At 73.3% G+C, this 19,026-nt stretch carries 17 protein-coding genes and 4 tRNA genes; 8 read left to right on the plus strand and 13 right to left on the minus strand.

Annotation, left to right across the window (positions count from 1 at the left end):
* The 4 genes from ACFVGO_RS30360 to crcB (ACFVGO_RS30375) all read right to left on the minus strand — a co-directional run.
* A partial coding sequence (locus ACFVGO_RS30360) for a DEAD/DEAH box helicase (protein ID WP_380635200.1) occupies positions 1 to 1,743 on the minus strand: 1,743 nt, incomplete at its 3' end.
* 1,179 nt (positions 1,744 to 2,922) lie between these two features.
* Positions 2,923 to 3,297, minus strand: a complete 375-nt coding sequence (gene crcB, locus ACFVGO_RS30365; RefSeq protein WP_380635203.1) for a fluoride efflux transporter CrcB — start codon at positions 3,295 to 3,297, stop codon at positions 2,923 to 2,925.
* Positions 3,294 to 3,692 (minus strand): DUF190 domain-containing protein, encoded by a 399-nt coding sequence (locus tag ACFVGO_RS30370; protein ID WP_359897955.1) that lies wholly within the window; start codon positions 3,690 to 3,692, stop codon positions 3,294 to 3,296. The genes crcB (ACFVGO_RS30365) and ACFVGO_RS30370 overlap by 4 nt, the downstream gene beginning before the upstream one ends.
* Positions 3,689 to 4,216 carry a fluoride efflux transporter CrcB gene (crcB, locus tag ACFVGO_RS30375; RefSeq protein WP_380635205.1) on the minus strand — a complete coding sequence of 176 codons (528 nt, stop codon included), beginning with the start codon at positions 4,214 to 4,216 and terminating at the stop codon, positions 3,689 to 3,691. Before crcB (ACFVGO_RS30375) ends, ACFVGO_RS30370 begins: the two co-directional genes overlap by 4 nt.
* Before the next feature lie 70 nt (positions 4,217 to 4,286).
* On the opposite strand from crcB (ACFVGO_RS30375), the gene ACFVGO_RS30380 reads away from it, so the two are divergent.
* The 4 genes from ACFVGO_RS30380 to ACFVGO_RS30395 all read left to right on the plus strand — a co-directional run bounded on the left by ACFVGO_RS30380 (position 4,287) and on the right by ACFVGO_RS30395 (position 5,064).
* The gene (locus ACFVGO_RS30380; protein ID WP_359897958.1) at positions 4,287 to 4,628 is read left to right on the plus strand and encodes a metallopeptidase family protein; all 342 of its coding nucleotides are present in this window, start codon (positions 4,287 to 4,289) and stop codon (positions 4,626 to 4,628) included.
* A gap of 125 nt (positions 4,629 to 4,753) precedes the next feature.
* Positions 4,754 to 4,826: transfer RNA gene (locus ACFVGO_RS30385), tRNA-Glu, on the plus strand.
* A gap of 63 nt (positions 4,827 to 4,889) precedes the next feature.
* Positions 4,890 to 4,963, plus strand: a tRNA-Asp gene (locus tag ACFVGO_RS30390).
* A gap of 27 nt (positions 4,964 to 4,990) precedes the next feature.
* Positions 4,991 to 5,064 (plus strand) — tRNA-Phe (locus tag ACFVGO_RS30395).
* Between the two features lie 160 nt (positions 5,065 to 5,224).
* Here ACFVGO_RS30395 and ACFVGO_RS30400 read toward each other — a convergent pair.
* From ACFVGO_RS30400 to ACFVGO_RS30410, 3 genes are all read right to left on the minus strand, one after another.
* Positions 5,225 to 6,193, minus strand: coding sequence for an HNH endonuclease signature motif containing protein (locus ACFVGO_RS30400; RefSeq protein ID WP_359897959.1), 969 nt, complete (start codon positions 6,191 to 6,193; stop codon positions 5,225 to 5,227).
* 287 nt (positions 6,194 to 6,480) lie between these two features.
* Positions 6,481 to 6,885: a type II toxin-antitoxin system VapC family toxin gene (locus tag ACFVGO_RS30405; protein WP_359897960.1), complete on the minus strand. Its 405-nt coding sequence runs from the start codon at positions 6,883 to 6,885 to the stop codon at positions 6,481 to 6,483.
* A complete protein-coding gene (locus tag ACFVGO_RS30410; RefSeq protein ID WP_359897961.1) occupies positions 6,882 to 7,112 on the minus strand; it encodes an antitoxin in 231 nt (76 codons plus the stop codon). Before ACFVGO_RS30410 ends, ACFVGO_RS30405 begins: the two co-directional genes overlap by 4 nt.
* Positions 7,113 to 7,247: 135 nt before the next feature.
* Between ACFVGO_RS30410 and ACFVGO_RS30415 the strand changes: the two genes are divergently transcribed.
* Positions 7,248 to 7,751 carry a DUF3995 domain-containing protein gene (locus tag ACFVGO_RS30415; RefSeq protein ID WP_380635209.1) on the plus strand — a complete coding sequence of 168 codons (504 nt, stop codon included), beginning with the start codon at positions 7,248 to 7,250 and terminating at the stop codon, positions 7,749 to 7,751.
* Positions 7,752 to 7,776: 25 nt separating this feature from the next.
* Here the strand turns inward: ACFVGO_RS30415 and ACFVGO_RS30420 are convergent, their stop codons facing one another.
* Together ACFVGO_RS30420 and ACFVGO_RS30425 are read right to left on the minus strand one after the other, a co-directional pair.
* Positions 7,777 to 8,853, minus strand: a complete 1,077-nt coding sequence (locus ACFVGO_RS30420; protein ID WP_359897963.1) for an alpha/beta fold hydrolase — start codon at positions 8,851 to 8,853, stop codon at positions 7,777 to 7,779.
* A 98-nt stretch (positions 8,854 to 8,951) separates the two neighbouring features.
* The gene (locus ACFVGO_RS30425; protein ID WP_359897964.1) at positions 8,952 to 9,872 is read right to left on the minus strand and encodes a zinc-binding dehydrogenase; all 921 of its coding nucleotides are present in this window, start codon (positions 9,870 to 9,872) and stop codon (positions 8,952 to 8,954) included.
* A 256-nt stretch (positions 9,873 to 10,128) separates the two neighbouring features.
* On the opposite strand from ACFVGO_RS30425, the gene ACFVGO_RS30430 reads away from it, so the two are divergent.
* The gene (locus ACFVGO_RS30430; protein WP_359897965.1) at positions 10,129 to 11,085 is read left to right on the plus strand and encodes a LysR family transcriptional regulator; all 957 of its coding nucleotides are present in this window, start codon (positions 10,129 to 10,131) and stop codon (positions 11,083 to 11,085) included.
* A 136-nt stretch (positions 11,086 to 11,221) separates the two neighbouring features.
* Here ACFVGO_RS30430 and ACFVGO_RS30435 read toward each other — a convergent pair whose 3' ends face one another.
* Positions 11,222 to 12,100 carry a hypothetical protein gene (locus ACFVGO_RS30435; RefSeq protein WP_380635213.1) on the minus strand — a complete coding sequence of 293 codons (879 nt, stop codon included), beginning with the start codon at positions 12,098 to 12,100 and terminating at the stop codon, positions 11,222 to 11,224.
* Positions 12,097 to 12,615, minus strand: a complete 519-nt coding sequence (locus ACFVGO_RS30440; protein ID WP_359897967.1) for a SigE family RNA polymerase sigma factor — start codon at positions 12,613 to 12,615, stop codon at positions 12,097 to 12,099. The genes ACFVGO_RS30435 and ACFVGO_RS30440 overlap by 4 nt, the downstream gene beginning before the upstream one ends.
* A gap of 141 nt (positions 12,616 to 12,756) precedes the next feature.
* On the opposite strand from ACFVGO_RS30440, the gene hrpA reads away from it, so the two are divergent.
* Together hrpA and ACFVGO_RS30450 are read left to right on the plus strand one after the other, a co-directional pair.
* Entirely contained in the window at positions 12,757 to 16,737 is a 3,981-nt protein-coding gene (gene hrpA / locus ACFVGO_RS30445; RefSeq protein ID WP_380635216.1) for an ATP-dependent RNA helicase HrpA, read from the plus strand.
* Between the two features lie 124 nt (positions 16,738 to 16,861).
* Positions 16,862 to 16,935, plus strand: a tRNA-Asp gene (locus ACFVGO_RS30450).
* Between the two features lie 358 nt (positions 16,936 to 17,293).
* Here the strand turns inward: ACFVGO_RS30450 and bldC are convergent.
* Together bldC and ACFVGO_RS30460 are read right to left on the minus strand one after the other, a co-directional pair.
* The gene (gene bldC, locus ACFVGO_RS30455; protein ID WP_014137253.1) at positions 17,294 to 17,500 is read right to left on the minus strand and encodes a developmental transcriptional regulator BldC; all 207 of its coding nucleotides are present in this window, start codon (positions 17,498 to 17,500) and stop codon (positions 17,294 to 17,296) included.
* Between the two features lie 487 nt (positions 17,501 to 17,987).
* Positions 17,988 to 18,929, minus strand: a complete 942-nt coding sequence (locus tag ACFVGO_RS30460) for a hypothetical protein (protein ID WP_380635218.1) — start codon at positions 18,927 to 18,929, stop codon at positions 17,988 to 17,990.
* Positions 18,930 to 19,026: the final 97 nt, after the last annotated feature.

Here is a 19,026-nt window from a genome sequence, read left to right on the forward strand (position 1 = left end):
AGGGAAACCGCGGTTGTCGCGGGCACGGTTGAAGCCGCCGCCACGGTTGTCACGGTCACCGAAGGAACGGCCACCGCGGTCGTCACGGTCACGGTTGAAGCCACCGGAACGGCCGCCGCGGTCGTCACGGTCACGACCGAACGCCGGACGCTCGTTGCGCGCCTCGCGGTAGGCCGGGGTGCGCTCCTCGGCCACCGGGGCGGCGGTCTCGACGACGGTCTCCGAAGCCTCGCCGGACTCGGCCTCGGCGGCCGGCTCCTCGTCCTCGATGCCCAGCTCGGCCCGCTCGCGCGCCGCACGGGCGGCGAGGCGGTCGGCCTCCTCGCGCAGCTCGGTGGTGCGGCGCTGCGCGCGCTCCAGCTGGCGGGTCATGTCGGCGAGCTCGCGCTCGGCGGCACCGGCGATGTTGGCGGCGCTCTCGGCCTGGACCTCGGTCAGCGAACGGGCGCCGGTGATCTTGGCGACCTCCGCGTCGAAGGCGTGGTCGAGGATGTGGCGCGAGGCGTCCACGCCCGCGTCCTCCATCAGGCGGAAGACGCCGCGGCGCTGGTGCGGCAGCACCAGGGTGACGACGGCGCCGGAGCGGCCGGCCCGCGCGGTGCGGCCGGAGCGGTGCAGGTAGTCCTTGTGGTCGCCGGCCGGGTCCACGTTGAGGACCAGGTCGATGCCGTCGACGTGGATGCCGCGGGCGGCGACGTCGGTGGCGACGACGACGTTGGTGTAGCCGTCCTTGAAGTCGCCGAGGACGCGGGTGCGGGCGCCCTGGGTCATGCCGCCGTGCAGCGCGTCGGCCTTCACGCCGGCCTCGATGAGCTGCTCGGCGACGCGGTCGGCGCCCATCTGGGTGCGGACGAAGATGATCGTGCGGCCCTTGCGGGCGGCGATCGCGTTGGTGATCGGCGCCTTGTCCTTGGGCTTCACCACGAGGATGTGGTGGGTCATGGTGGTGACCGCGCCGGCCGACGGGTCGACCTCGTGGGTGACCGGGTTCTTCAGGTAGCGCTTGACCAGCGTGTCGATCTCGTTCTCCAGGGTGGCGGAGAACAGCAGGCGCTGGCCGCCGCTCGGCACCTGGTCGAGGATCTCGGTGACCTCGGGCAGGAAGCCCATGTCGGCCATCTGGTCGGCCTCGTCGAGCACGACGGTCCGGACGTCGGCCAGCTTGGCGCTGCCACGGTTCAGCAGGTCGCGCAGACGGCCGGGGGTGGCGACCAGGACGTCGACACCGCGCTCCAGCGCGTAGATCTGGTTCGACATCGAGGTGCCGCCGCAGACGACCTTGAGCTTGAGGCCGAGCACCGAGCCGAACGGCTCCAGGGCGTCGGCGACCTGCATGGCCAGCTCGCGGGTCGGGACGAGGATCAGGCCGCGCGGGTGCTTGGGCTTGGTGCGCTCGCCGTCGGCGAGGCGGGTCAGCAGCGGCAGGCCGAAGCTCAGGGTCTTGCCGGAGCCGGTGCGGCCACGGCCCAGCACGTCCTTGCCGGCCAGGGCGTCCGGGATGGTCGCGGCCTGGATCGGGAACGGGGTGGTGACACCGCGCTTGGCGAGGGCGCGCACGACGTCGTCGTGCAGGCCCAGGTCGCCGAAGGTGATGGTGGGCTCGGCGGCCGCCTCCTCGGTGGCCTCCTCGGCCTCGGCGATCACCTCGTCCGCGGTGGTGTCGATGGTGTCGTCGGAGTCGGTGACATCGGCGGCGGCCTCGTTCGCGGGCATGGCGAAGCGGGCGTCGTCAACGAGAGACATGCAAAACCTTCCGGAAGTGGCACGCGCCAAAGTCCGGGGTTCTGTTTCACAACCGCCTCTATGCGGTCAGCCACGGATCGCCGGAACGCGCCAAGGGCGCCAGATGGGAATAGGGCGCCAGTCAAATGGATCAAACGAACGATCTACCACCATAGACGAGCCTGGGGATCGGAGGCAAATGCCCTGCTCAATCCGCTAATGCCCGGCCGCGCGCGGGCTCGGTGCCGAGGAACCGGAGCTGCCGGAAGACGGGTCCGGGGCCGGCGGGACGGTCGCGGCGGGCGAGCTGTGCTCCGGCGCGGGCGTGCCGGACGGGTGGCTGCTCGGGGTGGTCGTGGGCCCCCCGGCCGAGCCGCCGCCGGACCGGCCCTCCCCGGTGCCGCCCGCCCCGCCGGTACCGCCGGAGCCCGCCGCACCGCCGGATCCGCCCGCTCCACCGCCCGGGTGCGGAACGGGACTTGTGTTCACACCGCCCGCCGAACCACCACCCGGACCACCGTCGGGAGCGCCCGCCCCCGGCACCGGGACCACCCCGGCCACCACGCCGTTCGCCCCCGGGGCCGCCTCGCCGGGCGCCGCCGCCGAGGACCCGTTCGACCCGCCGTCGCCCTGGAGGCCCCCCGACCGCTCGGGGTGCCCCGAGGCCCCGCCCGGGTGCCCCGAGCCCGGCGGGGCCGAGGGCCCGCCCGTCGCCCCCGGCCGGACCGCCGGCCCGGCCTGCCCGACCGGCGCCACGCCGTGCTTCTCCTCCGCCGCCGGCCCCACCGACATGCACCCGGTCAGCCCGAGCCCGGCCACCGTCAGCAGCGCCGCCGCCCGCACCGCGCGCGAGCGCGGGACCGCCGCCACCCGCCCCGGAGCCGGACGCGCCGCGGCCAGCCGCACCCGCACCGCCCGTACCGCCCGCACCGTCCGCGCCGCCCGCACCGAAGCCACTGAGGTCCCTCTCTACCGCCCCACCCGGGCCGCCCACTCGCGCGCGGCCGCTTTCGGTGCCCAACGCGCGCCCGGCCCGGCGGGACACGGGCAGCGCGCAAGCTCGCCCGGCGGGGCCGGCGCTCAGGGGCCCGCCCCGGGGCCGTCCAGGGCCGTCCAGGGCCGTCCAGGGCCGTCCAGGGGCCGCTCAGGGCCCGTCCGGCGCCCCTCGGCACCCACCGGCGCCCCTCCGGTGTCCGCGGCTCAGCCCCAGAGCGCCGAGGCCAGCTCCGCGCCCCCGTAGACCGCGGCCAGCCCGGCCAGCACGCTGCCGGCCACGTTGGCCAGCGCGTACCGCCCGGCGCCGGTCTCGGTCAGCCGCAGGGTCTCGTACGAGAAGGTCGAATAGGTGGTCAGCGCCCCGCAGAGCCCCGTCCCCAGCAGCAGCTGGACCTTCGAGGAGGCCGCGCCCGCCGCCACCGCGCCAGTCACCAGCCCGAGGACCAGGCAGCCGACCACGTTCACCGTGAACGTCCCCCACGGGAACACCGAGTCGTGCCGGGACTGCACCGCCCGGTCGGTCAGGTACCGCAGCGGCGCGCCGACCACCGCGCCCGCCACCACCAGCAGCCAGTTCACTCCGCCGCCTCCCCCGGGCCCGCTTCCCGGCCCGGCCCACGGCCCGAACCCGCCTCCGCCCCGCGCCCCGCGTAGGTGACCACCTCGCAGCGGTCCAGCAGCACCAGCCCCTCCGCCACCATCCCGTCCAGCTGCGGCAGGAACGCCCGCACCCGCTCCTCCTCGTCCACGATCACCACCGCCACCGGCAGGTCCTCGCTCAGCGACAGCAGCCGCGTGGTGTGCACCAGCGACGAGGCCCCGAACCCCTCGATGCCCCGGAACACGCTCGCCCCGGCCAGCCCGGCCTCCCGGGCCCGGTGCACGATCTCGCTGTACAGCGGTCGGTGGTGCCAGCGGTCGCTCTCCCCGATCAGCACGGTCAGCCGCAGCGCCGGCCCGCTCAGTCGGCTCATCGCGCACCCCCGGCCCGCTCCGCGGCGCCCCGCCCGGCCCCGCGGCGGACGACCCGGTGGATCAGACGCCGGGTCAGCCCGGCCGCCGCCCAGACCGCGAGCAGCGCGCCCACCAGGGTCAGCCCCAGGTACGCGAGGGCGGGCCCGGTCCGGCCGCCCTCCAGCAGCCGGCGGATGTCCACCGCGTACGTCGAGAAGGTGGTGAACCCGCCCAGCACGCCGGTGCCGAAGAACGGCCGCACCAGCGGATGCGCCTGGCGCCCCTCGGTGATCACCACCAGGAACACCCCGATCACCGCGCAGCCGACCACGTTGACCAGCAACGTCGTCCAGGGGAAGGCCGTCGGGCCGGTCTGCCAGCCGAGCCCGGCCGCGTACCGCGCGGACGCGCCGATCGCTCCGCCCGCCGCGACCACCGCCACCGCCCGCCCCTGCCCGCGCAGCACCGGCGGCCGGCCGGGCCGGCGGGCCCGCGCCGCGGCGCCGTCCACGGTGCCGCCCGCGGTGCCCTCCGAGGTCGTCATAGCCCCATCAAACACCGGGCTCCGCCACCTGGCACACCGTCATCCGACACCGGACAATGATCCGGTGGAGATGACCCGGGAAGAGTTCGAGACGCTGGTCGGCGACGCCCTCGACCAGATCCCCCCGCACCTCGCGGCCATGATGGACAACGTCGCGGTCTTCGTCGAGGACGAGCCCGACCCGAGCGACCCGGAGCTCCTCGGGCTCTACGAGGGCACCCCGCTCACCGAGCGCGGCGAGTGGTACGCGGGCGTCCTGCCCGACCGCATCCTGATCTACCGCGGCCCCACCCTGCGCCACTGCGAGACCCGCGAGCAGGTGGTCGAGGAGGTCCGCACCACCGTCATCCACGAGGTCGCCCACCACTTCGGTTTCGACGACCACGAACTCGACGAACTCGGCTGGTCCTGACCCCCGGCCACCGGCCCCACCCACCCCGCACCCCCACCCGGGCGAAACCCGTTTTGGCGATCCGCCCTGCATCCCATATGCTTCTCGACGTCCCCGAACGCTGGAAACAGCGGGACAGGCCGCAAGCCCTCATCGTCTAGTGGCCCAGGACGCCGCCCTTTCAAGGCGGTAGCACGGGTTCGAATCCCGTTGGGGGCACGCAGTACCGTAGTAAAGTGCAGTGCGCAAGACCGCAAGACCCTGAGTGGTTCGCCACTTCTAGGTCCCGTGGAGCAGTTGGTTAGCTCGCCACCCTGTCAAGGTGGAGGTCGCGGGTTCAAGTCCCGTCGGGATCGCTCGTCTCGCAAGAGACGGTGCAGTACGGCCAGGTAGCTCAGTTGGTACGAGCGTCCGCCTGAAAAGCGGAAGGTCGCCGGTTCGACCCCGGCCCTGGCCACAACCGCCTGAAAAGGCAGAACGGCCCCGGAGAGATCACTCTCCGGGGCCGTTTTCATGTCCCTTACGCCAACCGGTACGCCAACGGCTCAGGAGAGCCGACCACCGAGCGGGTACCGGCTCCGCCGGGGGTTGTCCGGTTCGGTTGCGGCGCATCGGGGTCAGGAGCGGGAGAGCCTCAGCATGGCCACGTGGTAGGCCCAGGCGTGGGTGGCAACCTTCCGGTCGACACCGAAATGCCGCCCGGTCGCACGGTCCAGCACGTGGTGGTACTCCTCCAGGAAGGCCCAGGACACCTTGGCGAAGTCCTCGTCGGACCACCTGTAGAGGTGCCGGAGCTCGAACTCCACAGCGGCCAGGAAAGCCATCTCGCTGCGGTCCACGGGCTCGACCCGGCCACCGCCGGCCTCCACCCAGCGCTTCACCTCCTCGGGCGCCCGCTGCCACTTGCTGCCCGAGTCGCGCAGTTCGGCATAGTCGACCCAGGCCCAGAAGGCCTCGGCGTCGGCGATGTCCGGCGCCTGCCGGTGGTGCTCCACGCAGAGCAGGGCGAAGTTCCGGACGTCCATCGAGCCGCCCAGGGAAGCGGGAACCACGTGCGCCCGCTCGACTGGTGAGCCCCAGCAGATCAGGCACTCCTCGGCGATCCCGAGGTACTCCATGATCGACTGCTTGGACGGGTAGGTCCTGCGGCTGCTCTCCTCGGTCTCCCGGGTGCGCAGCGGCAGGGAGTCGATGTCGTACCAGAACGACTTCTCCTCCCCTTCCGGGTAACCCACGAGCAGTTGCTCCGGGACCGCATCGTTCTGCCGACGCGGGTTCTTCGCCACGTACAGCGGGGTGTGGAGTTCGGTCAGGTAGGGGAGCACCTTTTCGGGCAGGAAGTCCTTGAGCATCTCCCAGGCGTCGTGGTCGTAGCCGCCCTCGCTGTTCCGATGGCCCTGCACGTCGAAGAACAGCATCCGGGGCGCCCCCGGCGTGGTCTGCTGCGCCTTGTGGAGGACCTCGAATATGCGCGGCGCGCAGCGTTCGAAGTTCTCGTACACAGCCATGTCGTGGTACACCACCACCGGTTTGACCTTGGGCGGAGTCTTCTGCCCGGCCTTCCTGCGAACCCTGCTCTTCGGCAACGCCGTGCTCCCTCCCCGCCGATGCTCACAGGTTCGCACGGCGCACCGACACCGTTTCTTGACGACAGCCAACGAAGCCGCCGCTGTTCCGGGGTGAGCGGATGTCAGCGCAGGAGGCCGGCGACGGCCCCGGGCGGGCGACCTCAATCACGGAGACGGCGCCGAGGGCGATGCCGGCAGCGGGCCGGACCCGGCTCCGGCCCCGGCCTCAACGGCCTGTGAAGGCAGAGAAGGCCCCGGCGAGATCGGGCGGTTTCCAGGGGTCGTTCCGCCGCCGCGCCGGCGGACTACACGAAGACCTCGATCTCGCACCTGGCCGCGCCGCTGCGCCGGATGCGGGCGTCACTGGTGACCAGCGGCACACCGAGGGTCTCGGCGAGTGCCACGTACTGGGCGTCATAGGCGCTGATGTTGTGGTTGAGCTCCCGAACCCGCTGCCAGAGGATCAGCGTCTCGTGCTTGGTGACGGCGAGCGAGCGGTAGTCGGCGATCGCCTTCTCCGCCTCCTTCCCGGTGAGCTTCCCTCCCCGAACCATTCCGAACAGGGCCGAGACGATCTCGTAGTCGAGCAGACCCGGGGCCGCGAGCGCGTCCAGTTCGCGGAGCCGGGCGCGTACGGCGTGGCCGACCGGGCTGTGGTCGGTGAGCACTCGGACCAGGGCCGAGCAGTCCACGACGACGGTGGATGTCACCGGCGCTCCCGGCCCTCGTCGATGGCCGAGAGGATGTCGGCCGTGCTGACCTCGGTTCGGGTCTCCCGGTCGAGCCTGGTCATCATCTCGGCGAGCGACGGGGTGGCCGCCTCGCGGGTGACGAGGTCGAGCAGGTAGGCCTGGAGGCTCTTTCCGGCCCGCGCGGCCTTCAGCTTGAGGGTGTCCAGGATCGGGTCCGGGACCTCGCGAATGGTGATGGCTGTCATGCCTGCATTTTAGCTGCATCAGCTGCACAATGCTGGCGATCCCTCGGGACGGCCACCCGGTTCCCCCTGGAGGGGGAGGGGGACCCGTCCGAGGGACGATCCGGCGGGCGGGGGCGGCGCGGGACCGTGGACGGCATGGAGACGACACGGGACACGGGCTGGAACCGGGTGGTGCGGGGAGCCGGGTACGCGGCGGCGGGGTGGGCCGCGGCCTTCGCGCTGGTGCATCTGTACTGGCTGGCGGACGGACGGCTGGGGCTGCCGGACGGGCGGTCGGTGTGGAGCAGCACGCCGCTGCTGGTGATCGACGTGATCGCGATCCCGTTGTGCGCGGTGGCCGCCGCGGTGGCGCTGGCGCCGCTGCGGCGGTGGGGCGCACGGGTGCCGGCCCGGCTGCTGGGCACGGCGTTGTGGGGCACCACCGCGCTGCTGGTGCTGCACGCCGCGCCGTCCGTGCCGGACTGGATCGCGCTGGCCGTCGGCAGCCGCTCGGGTGCCGAGCTGGACGCGCCGGCCCGGTTCGCGACCTTCGGCTACGAGCCGTTCTTCCTGGCCGGCGGCCTGCTGTTCGCCGCCGCCTCGCTCGGGCACCGGGTGCCCGGCCGGTCGGCCGTGGTGAGCCGGTCAGCGGCTCGGTGAGCCGGGCGGTGAGCCGGTCACCCGGTCAGCCGGTCAGCCGGGCGGTGAGCCAGTCGGCGGTGGCGGGGAGCCAGTCCGGCAGGGCGGTGCCGAGCAGGTGGTTGCCGTGCGGCACGAGGAGCAGTTCGGCGTCCGGGGCGTGCTCGGCGAGGGCGGTGGCGGCGGTGACGCCCGGGATGCGGTCCTCGCCGCCCTCGACCACCAGCAGCGGGACGGTGATCGCCGGCGCGAGGGCGGTCAGGTCGATCCGCTCGACGAAGGCGCGGGCCGCCTGGTACCCGCCGCAGCGCTGCGCCAGGGTCGCGGTGACGAACGGGACCAGGCCCTCCCAGTCCAGCCGGTACGGGCCGCTGACCATGGCGGCGGCGCGCAGCCGCGGCTCGCGGGCGGCGGCCACGGCCGCGTAGTGGCCGCCCAGGCTGAGGCCGATCACGGCGGTCCGGTCCGGGTCCAGCCCCGCACGGCCGGTCAGCGCGTCGAGGGCGCGGCCGACCACCCGGTGGTACTCCGGCTCCGGCGCGCTGCCGGCGGCCAGCACGCCCTGTCCGGGCCCGTCGACGGCGAGCACCGCGACGCCCCGGGCGAGCAGGGCGTCGGCGACCGCGTGGAACTCCTCCTTGCCCGAGTCCATCCCCGGCACCACCAGGACCACCGGGGCCCGGCCGCCGCTCCCGTCGGCCGCCCCGCCGGCCGCCGGGCGGCGCAGCCAGCCCGCGAAGCCCTCCCCCTCGACCCGCTCCGCCTCCGGGTCGAGCAGGGCCAGCGCCCGCCGCATCGCCTCGTCGGCCTCCGCGGCGGCCCGGGCCGCGGCCGCCCGGTCGGGGTGCGGGAGCAGCCCGGCGAAGTGGTACCAGCGGGCGGCGCTCCGGTACCGCTCGCCGGCGGTGACGGTGCGGCCCTCGGCGGCGGCCCGCTCCGCCGCCCCGGCGTGCCGGTGGCCGGCCGCCCGGCAGGCGGCCGGCCAGTCGTGCGGGGAGGTCAGCGGGGCGGTGACCCGGGCGTACTCGTACGGGTCCAGGCCGGCGCCGTGGGCGCGCGGCCGGTTCTCCTCGACGAAGGCGGGCAGCAGGCCGGGGGTGTCGAGGAAGGAGAGGTCGGGCACGGCGGGGGTTCCCTTCGAAGTCGTTCGCGGCGTTCGCGTCGTTCGGAGCAGGCGTCGGGCAGGCGTCGGGCGGGTGCCGGGCGGGCATCGGGCGGGCGTCAGGCGAGGGTCAGGACGGCCTTGCCGCGGATCCGGCGCTCGCGCAGGTCGGTGAGCACGGCGGCGGTCTCCGCCCAGGGCGCGACCCGGCCGAGCTCCGGGGTCAGCCGCCCCTCCCGGGTGAGGCGCACCAGGGTGGCCAGGTCGGCGCCGTCCGGGACGTCCGAGTCCGCGTAGTGGAAGTGCCGGACGACCGCCGACTCCGGGCCCGCGAAGAAGTCGAAGAAGTCGAGCGTGACGGGCGTCCGGGAGGCCTGGCCGAACCAGATCAGGGTGCCGCGCCGGGCCAGCCGGGCCAGCGCGAGCGGCAGCGCGGCGCCGCCGGTGGACTCCAGCACCAGGTCGTACGGACCGCGCGCCTCGCCCGGCTCGTGGACCACCTCGGCCGCTCCCAGCTCGACCAGCCGCCGGCCGCGCTCCGGGGAGGCGGTGACGGCGGTCAGCTCGGCCCCGGCCGCGGCGGCCAGCTCTGTGACGTAGTGCCCGACGCCCCCGGAGGCCCCGGTGAGCAGCACCCGCCGTCCGGCCAGCGGCCCCGCCGCCCGGAGCAGCCGCAGCGCGGTGAGGCCGGCCAGCGGCAGCGCGGCGGCCCGTACGGTGTCCAGGCCGTCGGGCAGTTCGGCGAGGGAGGAGGTCGGGACGCACACGTACTCGGCCCACCCGGCGGCGGGCGGATGCCCGACCACCCGGCGGCAGACGGCCGGGCCCGACCCGTCGGCGGCGGCCTGCACCACCAGCCCGGCCACGTCCTTCCCCGGCCGCCACCCGGCCCGGGGCGCCTCCAGCTGGAAGGTCTCGCCCCGGTTCACCGAGAACGCCTCCACCTTCACCAGCGCCTCCCCGGGCCCCGGCCGCGGCTGTTCCACCTCCGCGAACCGCACCGGCTCCGCCGCCCGCCCCGTCGCCACCAGCGCCTTCATCCCCGCTCCTCCGTCGGTAACCCCCTCACCCCACCGCGCGCCGCCCCGGCCGGTCCAACAACCGCGGGACGACGGCGACAACCACCGGTTGTCCGGCCGGGAGCGACGGGCCGCGGCGGCACCACGCGGCACGGCGGAGCGAAGCGCCCGGCCGCGGGGCGGCGACGACCCACCCGACCGCGCCGCGACCGCGACCGGGGCCAGGGCGGGGTCGGGTGCCCCGCGGGAGTGCGCGGGCAGGCCCTAAGGTGCCCGGGTGGATCTTGATCTGGCGCAGGTGCGGGCGTTCGTCGTGGCGGCCGAGGAGTTGCACTTCGGTCGGGCGGCCGGGCGGTTGGGGATCAGCCAGCAGGGGCTGTCGAAGCGGGTGGCGCGGCTGGAGGCGGTGCTGGGGGTGCGGCTGCTGGACCGGGACGCGCGCGGGGTGGGGCTGACCGGGGCGGGGCTGCGGTTCCTGGAGCCGGCCCGGCGGGCGCTGACGCAGGGGGAGCGGGCGGTGGCGGCCGCGGGGTGCGCGGCGCGGCCGCTGCGGATCGACGTGTGGGGGCACCTGTACGCCCCGATGCGTACGCTCGCGCAGGCGGTGGACGCGGCGCCGGGGCTGCAGGTGGAGCCGGTGCCCGGCCGGGACCTGCCGTCCGTCGCGGCGGCCGTGCTGCGCGGGGAGTCGGACGCCGGGTTCGGCCGGGTGCACCGGCTGCCGGGCGGCGGGGGCGAGTTGACGCACCGGCTGGTCCGGCTGGAGCCGGTGGACGTCCTGCTGAGCACCGGCCATCCGCTGGCCGGCCGGGACGTCCTGCGCCCGGACGACCTGCGGGACAGTGTGCTGCGCTACCCGGCGGCGGTGGACCGGCTGGACTTCCTGACCCGCTTCGCCGAGCGCTTCGGGATCGCCCGCCGGGTCGGCTCGACCAACCTGGGCCTGGAGCACTTCGTGGACCAGGTCCGCGCCGACCCGGCGTGCTTCTCCCTCGTCCCCGCCGACGGCCCGCCGCCCGGGCGCCCGGGTGTCCGCACCGTCCCGCTGGCGGACCCGACCCCGCTCTACGCCTGGTCGCTGCTCTGGCGCACCGGTCCGGACACCGACCCGCACCCCCGACTGGACGACCTGCTGCGGGCGTTCACCACCGGGGCGGCCCGCCACCGGTGGCTGGAGTACGACCCGGCCCGCGACTGGCTCCCGGACGCCGACCAGGCCGCGCTCCGCCCGTGACGGGCGCCCCGACCGCCCCGACCGCCCCGGCCATCCGACGGCCACCCCGGCCACCCGCCGCCACCCCGCCGCCACCCCGCCACCCCGCCGCCACCCCGCCGCCCCAGCGGCCCGGCGGCCACCGGCGGCCACCGGCTCAGGAGGTCCGGAGCCAGGTGTCCTTGACCCGATCCACCGAGCCGTCCGCCGCGTAGTAGGTGACGGTCGCCGCGTCGGTGCCCGGCTTCGCCAGGATGCCGTAGTAGCGGAACGGGGAGTCCCCGACCACGACCGGCACCGCCTCGGTGGTGCCGCCGCTCTTCCAGGCGACCACGACCTTCGTGATGTCGGCCTGGACCCCCTCGATCACCACCGGCGGGACGCCCGCGCCGTCGTTGAGGCCGAGCGACGAGCCGCCGCTGACGCCGGGGAACCCGCCCGGCGCGGAGACCGCGTGCAGGGTGTCGTCCGCCTGCCGCTTGCCGTCCACGGTGTAGTAGTAGTTCACCCTGTCGATGCGCGTGTTCCAGTTGTCGTCGATGTCCTTCTGGGTGACCGGCTTCGCCGCCGGGTTGGCTTCGTGCCGCTCCGCCTGGATCATCCGGGCCTGCTTGGCGAACGCCTCCTTGTCGGGGACGGCCGGCCACAGCGCGGTCCAGGCCTGCCAGGTGTGGCCGTTCGCGCTGCCTTCGGCGACCTTGACCCGGACGGGGTTGAACGGGTCCCGGGCGGTGGGCGCGCCCGTGGTGCTCACCGCGGTGGCCGAGGCCGCGGCCGAGGCCGCCACCACGGTCGAGACGGCCTGCCGGCCGCGCTCGCCGAGCACCGCCGTGCCCCCGGCGATGCCGGCGACCAGCACCGCCGCCACCCCGGCGGTCAGCAGCCGCCGGTGCCGCAGTCGCCGCCGGCCGCCGGCGACCAGCCGGTCGTACGGGACCGTCCCGGTCTCGACGCTCCCGGCCAGTTCGCCCAGGGCCCGCACGGCCGCCGTCTCGTCTCCGGTCGCCGTGTTCCCGGGCAGGAACTCGTTGCTCATCTTGCCCCTCCGATGCTGGTCAGTCCGATGAGTGAGGAGGCCCCGCGGAGCTTGGCCAGGCCTCTGGCCGCCTGGCTCTTGACCGTGCCGACCGAGCAGCCCATCGCCACCGCGGTCTGGGTCTCGCTGAGGTCCTCCCAGTACCGCAGCACCACGGCCTGGCGCTGGCGCGGCGGCAGGGTGCCGAGTGCGGCGAGCAGCACGGCCCGGTCGTCCGGGTCGGCGCCGGCCGGTGCGGGCCGGTCCGGGAACTCGGTGACCGGGTACTCGACCAGCCGCCGCCGGAACCGTCTGGCGTGCTCGTTGATCACGATCCGGCGCACGTAGGCGTACGGGTCGTCCGCGGCACGCACCCGGTTCCACGCCGCGTACGCCCGCTCCAGCGCCTGCTGGACCAGGTCCTCGGCGCCGTGCCGGTCTCCCGCGAGCAGGAACGCCGTCCTGAGCAGCCGTGACCACGCGCTGCCGACGAACGTCCGGAACTCCTCGTCCCGGGCGGTCTTGTGGGCTCCCATGAGCACCTCCTCAACCTCCCGGAGCCCGGGACGGCCTCGGACCGTTGCCCGCCGTTCGCGATTCGCCGCCGACGGCTGTGACACTGGAGGGGCTCGAAAACCGAGGTGCGCTCCGCCGTGCCTCCTTGCGAACCTAGAGGGATGCCCGCAGTGAGTTCTCCCGCAGTCCAGTCCGCCACCGTCCCCGCCGAGGGCCCCGGAATCGGCGGGCTGGCCGCCCGTCTGCCCGAGCTGACCCTGCGCGACCAGGTGCGGATCGGGCGCCGGCTGGAGGGGGCCCGCCGGGTCCGCAAGCCCGAGGCCCGGCAGAAGGTCGCCGCCGAGATCGCCGCCGAGATCGACCGCGCCGAGGCGGTCGTCGAGCGGCGCCGACGCGCCGTCCCGAGGATCGGCTATCCCGCCGAGCTCCCGGTCAGCCAGAAGAAGGACGAGATCCTGGCGGCGATCCGGGACCACCAGGTGGTGATCGTCGCGGGCGAGACCGGCTCCGGCAAGACGACCCAGATCCCGAAGATCTGCCTGGAACTCGGCCGTGGCGTGCGCGGCCTGGTCGGCCACACCCAGCCGCGCCGGATCGCCGCCCGCACGGTGGCCGAGCGGGTCGCGGAGGAGCTGGACAGCCCGCTCGGCGAGGCGGTCGGCTGGAAGGTCCGGTTCACCGACCAGGTCGGCCAGGACACCCTGGTCAAGCTGATGACGGACGGCATCCTGCTCGCGGAGATCCAGACCGACCGCGACCTGCACCAGTACGACACCCTGATCATCGACGAGGCGCACGAGCGCAGCCTCAACATCGACTTCATCCTCGGCTACGTCAAGCAGCTGCTCCCCCGCCGCCCGGACCTCAAGGTCGTGATCACCTCCGCGACCATCGACCCGGAGCGCTTCGCCCGGCACTTCGGCGACGCCCCGATCATCGAGGTCTCCGGCCGCACCTACCCGGTCGAGGTCCGCTACCGGCCGATCGTCGACGAGGCCGACGACGAGGCGGACGAGGCCGACCGCGACCGGGACCAGGTCCAGGCGATCTGCGACGCCGCCGAGGAGCTCCAGGCCGAGGGCCCCGGCGACATCCTGGTCTTCCTCTCCGGCGAGCGCGAGATCCGCGACACCGCGGACGCCCTCGGGAAGCTGAAGCTGAAGAACACCGAGATCCTGCCGCTGTACGCGCGGCTCAGCTCGGCCGAGCAGCACAAGGTCTTCCAGCGCTCCCGCAGCCGCCGGATCGTGCTGGCCACCAACGTGGCCGAGACCTCGCTGACCGTCCCCGGCATCAAGTACGTGATCGACCCGGGCAGCGCCCGGATCTCCCGCTACAGCCACCGCACCAAGGTGCAGCGGCTGCCGATCGAGGCGATCAGCCAGGCCAGCGCCAACCAGCGCAAGGGCCGCTGCGGCCGTACCTCGGACGGCATCTGCATCCGGCTCTACTCGGAGGAGGACTTCCTCTCCCGCCCCGAGTTCACCGACGCCGAGATCCTGCGCACCAACCTGGCCTCGGTGATCCTCCAGATGACGGCGGCCGGCCTCGGCGACATCGCCGCCTTCCCGTTCCTGGACCCGCCGGACTCGCGCAACATCAAGGACGGCGTCGCCCTGCTGCACGAGCTGGGCGCGCTCGACCCGGAGGAGAAGGATCCGCGCAAGCGCCTGACCCAGCTGGGCCGCAAGCTCGCCCAGCTCCCGGTGGACCCGCGGATGGCCCGCATGGTGCTGGAGGCGGACCGCAACGGCTGCGTCCGCGACGTCATGGTGATCGCCGCCGCGCTCTCCATCCAGGACCCGCGCGAGCGCCCGGCCGAGAAGCGCCAGGCCGCCGACGAGCGGCACAAGCGGTTCAACTCGGAGACCTCCGACTTCCTGTCCTACCTGGCGATGTGGCGCTACGTCCGGGAGCAGCAGAGCGAGCTCTCCTCCTCGGCGTTCCGCCGGATGTGCAAGGCGGAGTTCCTCAACTACCTGCGGATACGGGAGTGGCAGGACATCTACGTCCAGCTGCGCACCGTCGCCAAGCAGTTGGGCGTGACGATCGAGGAGCCGCACCCCGACGCCGAGCCGGACGCCGACCGGATCCACCAGTCGCTGCTGGCCGGCCTGCTCTCCCACATCGGTCTGTTCGACGTGGAGAAGCGCGAGTACGGCGGTGCGCGCGGCGCCCGCTTCGCGGTGTTCCCGGGCTCCGGCCTGTTCAAGAAGCCGCCGCGCTGGGTGATGTCGGCGGAGCTGGTGGAGACCTCCCGGCTCTGGGCGCGGATCAACGCGAAGATCGAGCCGGAGTGGGTCGAGCCGCTGGCCGGCCACCTGATCAAGCGCAGCCACAGCGAGCCGCACTGGGAGAAGAAGGCCGGCGCCGTCATGGCGTACGAGAAGGTGACCCTCTACGGGATGCCGGTCGTCGCCCAGCGCAAGGTCAACTACGGGAGGATCGACCCGGAGCTCTGTCGCGAGCTGTTCATCCGCAACGCGCTGGTCGAGGGCGACTGGGAGACCCACCACCGGTTCTTCGCGGAGAACCGCAAGCTGCTCGGCGAGGTCGAGGAGCTGGAGAACCGGGCCCGCCGCCGGGACATCCTGGTGGACGACCAGACCCTGTTCGACTTCTACGACGCCCGGCTGCCCGACGAGATCGTCTCCACCCGGCACTTCGACTCCTGGTGGAAGAAGGCCCGGCACGAGCAGCCGGACCTGCTGAACTTCGAGAAGTCGATGCTGATCAACGACGCCGCGGACGGCGTCACCGAGGCCGACTACCCGGACCACTGGCAGCAGGGCAAGCTCCGCTTCAAGCTGACGTACCAGTTCGAGCCGGGCAGCGACGCGGACGGCGTGACCGTGCACATCCCGCTGCCGGTGCTGAACCAGGTGACCGCGGAGGGCTTCGACTGGCAGATCCCCGGTCTGCGGGAGGAGCTGGTCACCGCGTACATCAAGTCGCTGCCGAAGGCGATCCGGCGCAACTTCGTTCCGGCGCCGGACTTCGCCAGGGCGGCGCTGCGCGCGGTGAAGGACCGCCAGGAGCCCCTGCTCCCGGCCCTGGAGCACGCCCTGAAGCGCCTGACGGCGGTCACCGTGCCCCCGGAGGCCTGGGACGACGACCGGGTGCCCGATCACCTCAAGGTGACCTTCCGGGTGGTGGACGGCCGCAAGAAGCTCGCCGAGTCCAAGGACCTGGAGGAGCTGCGGCTCCGGCTCAAGCCCAAGCTGAAGGAGACGCTCTCCTCGGCCGCGTCCGGCCAGGGCATCGAGCAGAGCGGGCTGACCGCCTGGCCGGCCTCGCTGCCGGTGCTCCAGCGCACCTTCGAGCAGCGTTCGCGCGGCCACTCGATGCGCGCCTACCCGGCCCTGGTGGACGAGGGCCCGTCGGTCGGCGTCAAGCTGTTCGACACCCCGGAGGCGCAGGCCCGGTCGATGTGGGAGGGGACGCGGCGGCTGCTGATGCTGACCACCACCTCCCCGGCCAAGTCCATCCAGGGCCGGCTGGGCAACCAGGCGAAGCTGGCGCTCTCGCACAGCCCGCACGGCTCGATCGGCGCCCTGTTCGAGGACGTCGTGGCCGCCGCCACGGACCGGCTGATGACCCTGGCCGGCGGGCCGGCCTGGGACGAGGCGGCCTTCGGCAAGCTGCACGACAAGGTGCGCACGGACCTGTACGACCTGTCCGCGGACACCACGCTGAAGACGGCCACCGCGCTGATCGCCTTCCACAAGGCCTCGACCCGGCTGAAGTCGGTGAGCAGCCCGGTGCTGCTGAACGCGGTGAACGACGTCCGGCTGCACCTGGCCTCGCTGGTGCACCCGGGCTTCGTGACGGCCACCGGCTGGCAGCGGCTGCCGGACCTCAAGCGCTACCTGCTGGCGGTGGACCGCCGTCTGGAGGCGCTGCCCAACCACCCGCAGCGGGACGCCCAGCAGCTGCTGAAGGTGCAGCAGGTCCAGCAGGAGTACGGGGAGCTGCTGGCGGCGGTGCCGGCCGGGCACCAGCCGTCCGCGGAGGTGCGGGCGATCCGCTGGATGATCGAGGAGCTGCGGGTCAGCTTCTTCGCCCAGTCGCTGGGCACGCCGAGCCCGGTGTCGGAGAAGCGGATCACGAAGGCGATGGCGGCGGCGCGGGCGACGCTCTGACCCGGGTGGCCGTGTGAGCTGCGGTGGGCCTTCAGGAGCCAGTTCGACCTGGGGGCCCACCATGGGCTACAGTCTGTCTTGTTCGCAGCGCGGCAAGCGAGTGAACGAGATCAGGAAACACTCTGGTCCCGTGGAGCAGTTGGTTAGCTCGCCACCCTGTCAAGGTGGAGGTCGCGGGTTCAAGTCCCGTCGGGATCGCCGCAGTGCGAGAGGCCCGGAACCGTCAGGTTCCGGGCCTCTCGCTTTTGACCGTTCGGCCCACTACCCCGGCCAGGTCTAGACCACAAGTGACGGACCGTGTGACGGTCGTCACGGAACCTCCCCAGGAATCGGCCTCGCGCGACCCTTCCCGGAACCCCGTTAATTTAATATGTAAAATTGTACAGCTATTCACTGTAAATCCCCCCCGCCCCACGCGCATCAAATCGTTATCCGGAGTTCAACATTCCGACCACTCGCCCGGGCGCGGAACACCCTCGGGCGGGCACGACAAAGGGGCCGCTTACCGGACCCGGCGGAGTCCGGTAAGCGGCCCCTTTAAAGAGCCTTTGGCCTATCAGGCCTCAGTGCGCTGGGCGGGAATCCCAGCAAGCAGAGCGCGCACCTCCGCCTCACGGTAACGGCGGTGACCGCCGAGCGTGCGAATCGACGTCAGCTTGCCCGCCTTTGCCCAGCGAGTGACCGTCTTCGGGTCCACGCGGAACATGGTGGCAACCTCTGCCGGCGTCAGCAGCGGCTCAGCATCAGGGGTACGAGCGGTCATGAGCGGCCTCCTCGGGAGAACCGAACCAGGGCGGTTCTATCCTTCAAATTCTGCACCTTGGCCCGCGATGCCCGAAATGGCATAGACGGGCCGAGTCGGTTATAGGACGAACGGCTTGTCCTGGTGTCTACAACTACACCATCCGTCCAGCCCTATCGACCAAACCGCCAAAATTGACCCCTCACGGGTTCAAGGCCGACGGATGGCGATGGACCACCCCATAACGGACAGTCACATAGCGATGACATCCGGTTACGAAGGGACCAGACCCTCCGTTTCCCCGCAAAGCACGCATCGACTCCAGAACCACCCAAAAGTGGGCACGCTCACGTGAAGTTGGGCTGGTTGTCCCATTTTTGCACATAGGGGTAAGTTCGCGTCAACGGTGAGTAGTGTCACGTTCGGCAGCTATTGACCCGAACCAGGACCTTGGTCATCGGACGTGCAGTGCTTAGGACTCTTACAGTCATACACGCGCGGTCGGACATCAGTTCGCGTGCCGCAGCGCCAGCACCCGGCGCCACCGCACCGTCAGCTCCCCGTACACGCGCAGCGCCTCGGCGGTGTCCCCCGCCCGCAGCGCCCGCAGCCCCTCCTCCAGTTCCCCCGCCGAACGGTCCGCCAGCAACCGCTCCGGGCCCAGCAGATGCACCAGGCCCCCGTAGTCCAGTTCCACCAGCGAGCGCGGATGGAACTCCTCCAGCCAGCGCCCGACCCGCTCCGCCCCCTGCACCAGCTCCCCGTCCGGCACCGCCTCGCGCAGCGCCCGGAAGGCCCGCGCCACCCGCCGGCGCGCCTGCGCCATCGGCACCAGGTAGAACAGCGCCGCCGGCCGGCCCCCGGGCCTCTCCTCCCCTTCCCCTCCCGGTCCGTCCGCGGGTCCGTCCGCAGGTCCGTCCCCGCCCGGCACGAAGCAGCGGTCCTCGTCCCCGAACGGCAGGAACCAGCGCACCGGCACCTCCCACCGGCTGGTCAGGATCCACGGCCGGGCGTCCGGGTGCTCGGCCCGCCAGCGCTCCAGGTCCGCCTCGGCGGCCGCCCGGGTCACCGGCGGCAGCGCGGTGTCCAGCAGCGCCACCGGCGCCCCGGCCCGCAGCTCCTCCAGCGCCTGCCAGCTGCGCAGTCGGGTCGCCCACGGGCAGACGTACAGTACGCCGTCCACCACCCGCAGGTACGCCCGCCCGCTCTCCCGCTCGGGCAGCGCCCGGGGCGTGCGGGCGGCCAGCCCGGCGAGCGCCTCCCGCTGCTCCTCCAGCACCGCCGCCGCCACCGGCTGCGACGGCTCGGCGGCGTCCGGACCGCGCTCCGCCGCACAGGCCTGCCAGTGCGCCCGCTCGGGCTCCGGATAGGCGGCCAGCGGCTCGTAGACCCGCAGGTGGGCGGCGTAGGGCGGTTGTACGGAAGTACGTACGACGGTCACGTCCTGCATGGTCGCACGCACCGCCCGGCCCCGGGAGGGCGCGCCCCCGAACCCGTTCGCGCCCGCACCCCGTCCGCCTTCCCGTCTCACTCCTCGGACGACCGGC

Origin of the sequence: Kitasatospora sp. NPDC057738, from assembly GCF_042798815.1 — a bacterium.
Taxonomy (GTDB): domain Bacteria; phylum Actinomycetota; class Actinomycetes; order Streptomycetales; family Streptomycetaceae; genus Kitasatospora; species Kitasatospora lactacystinica.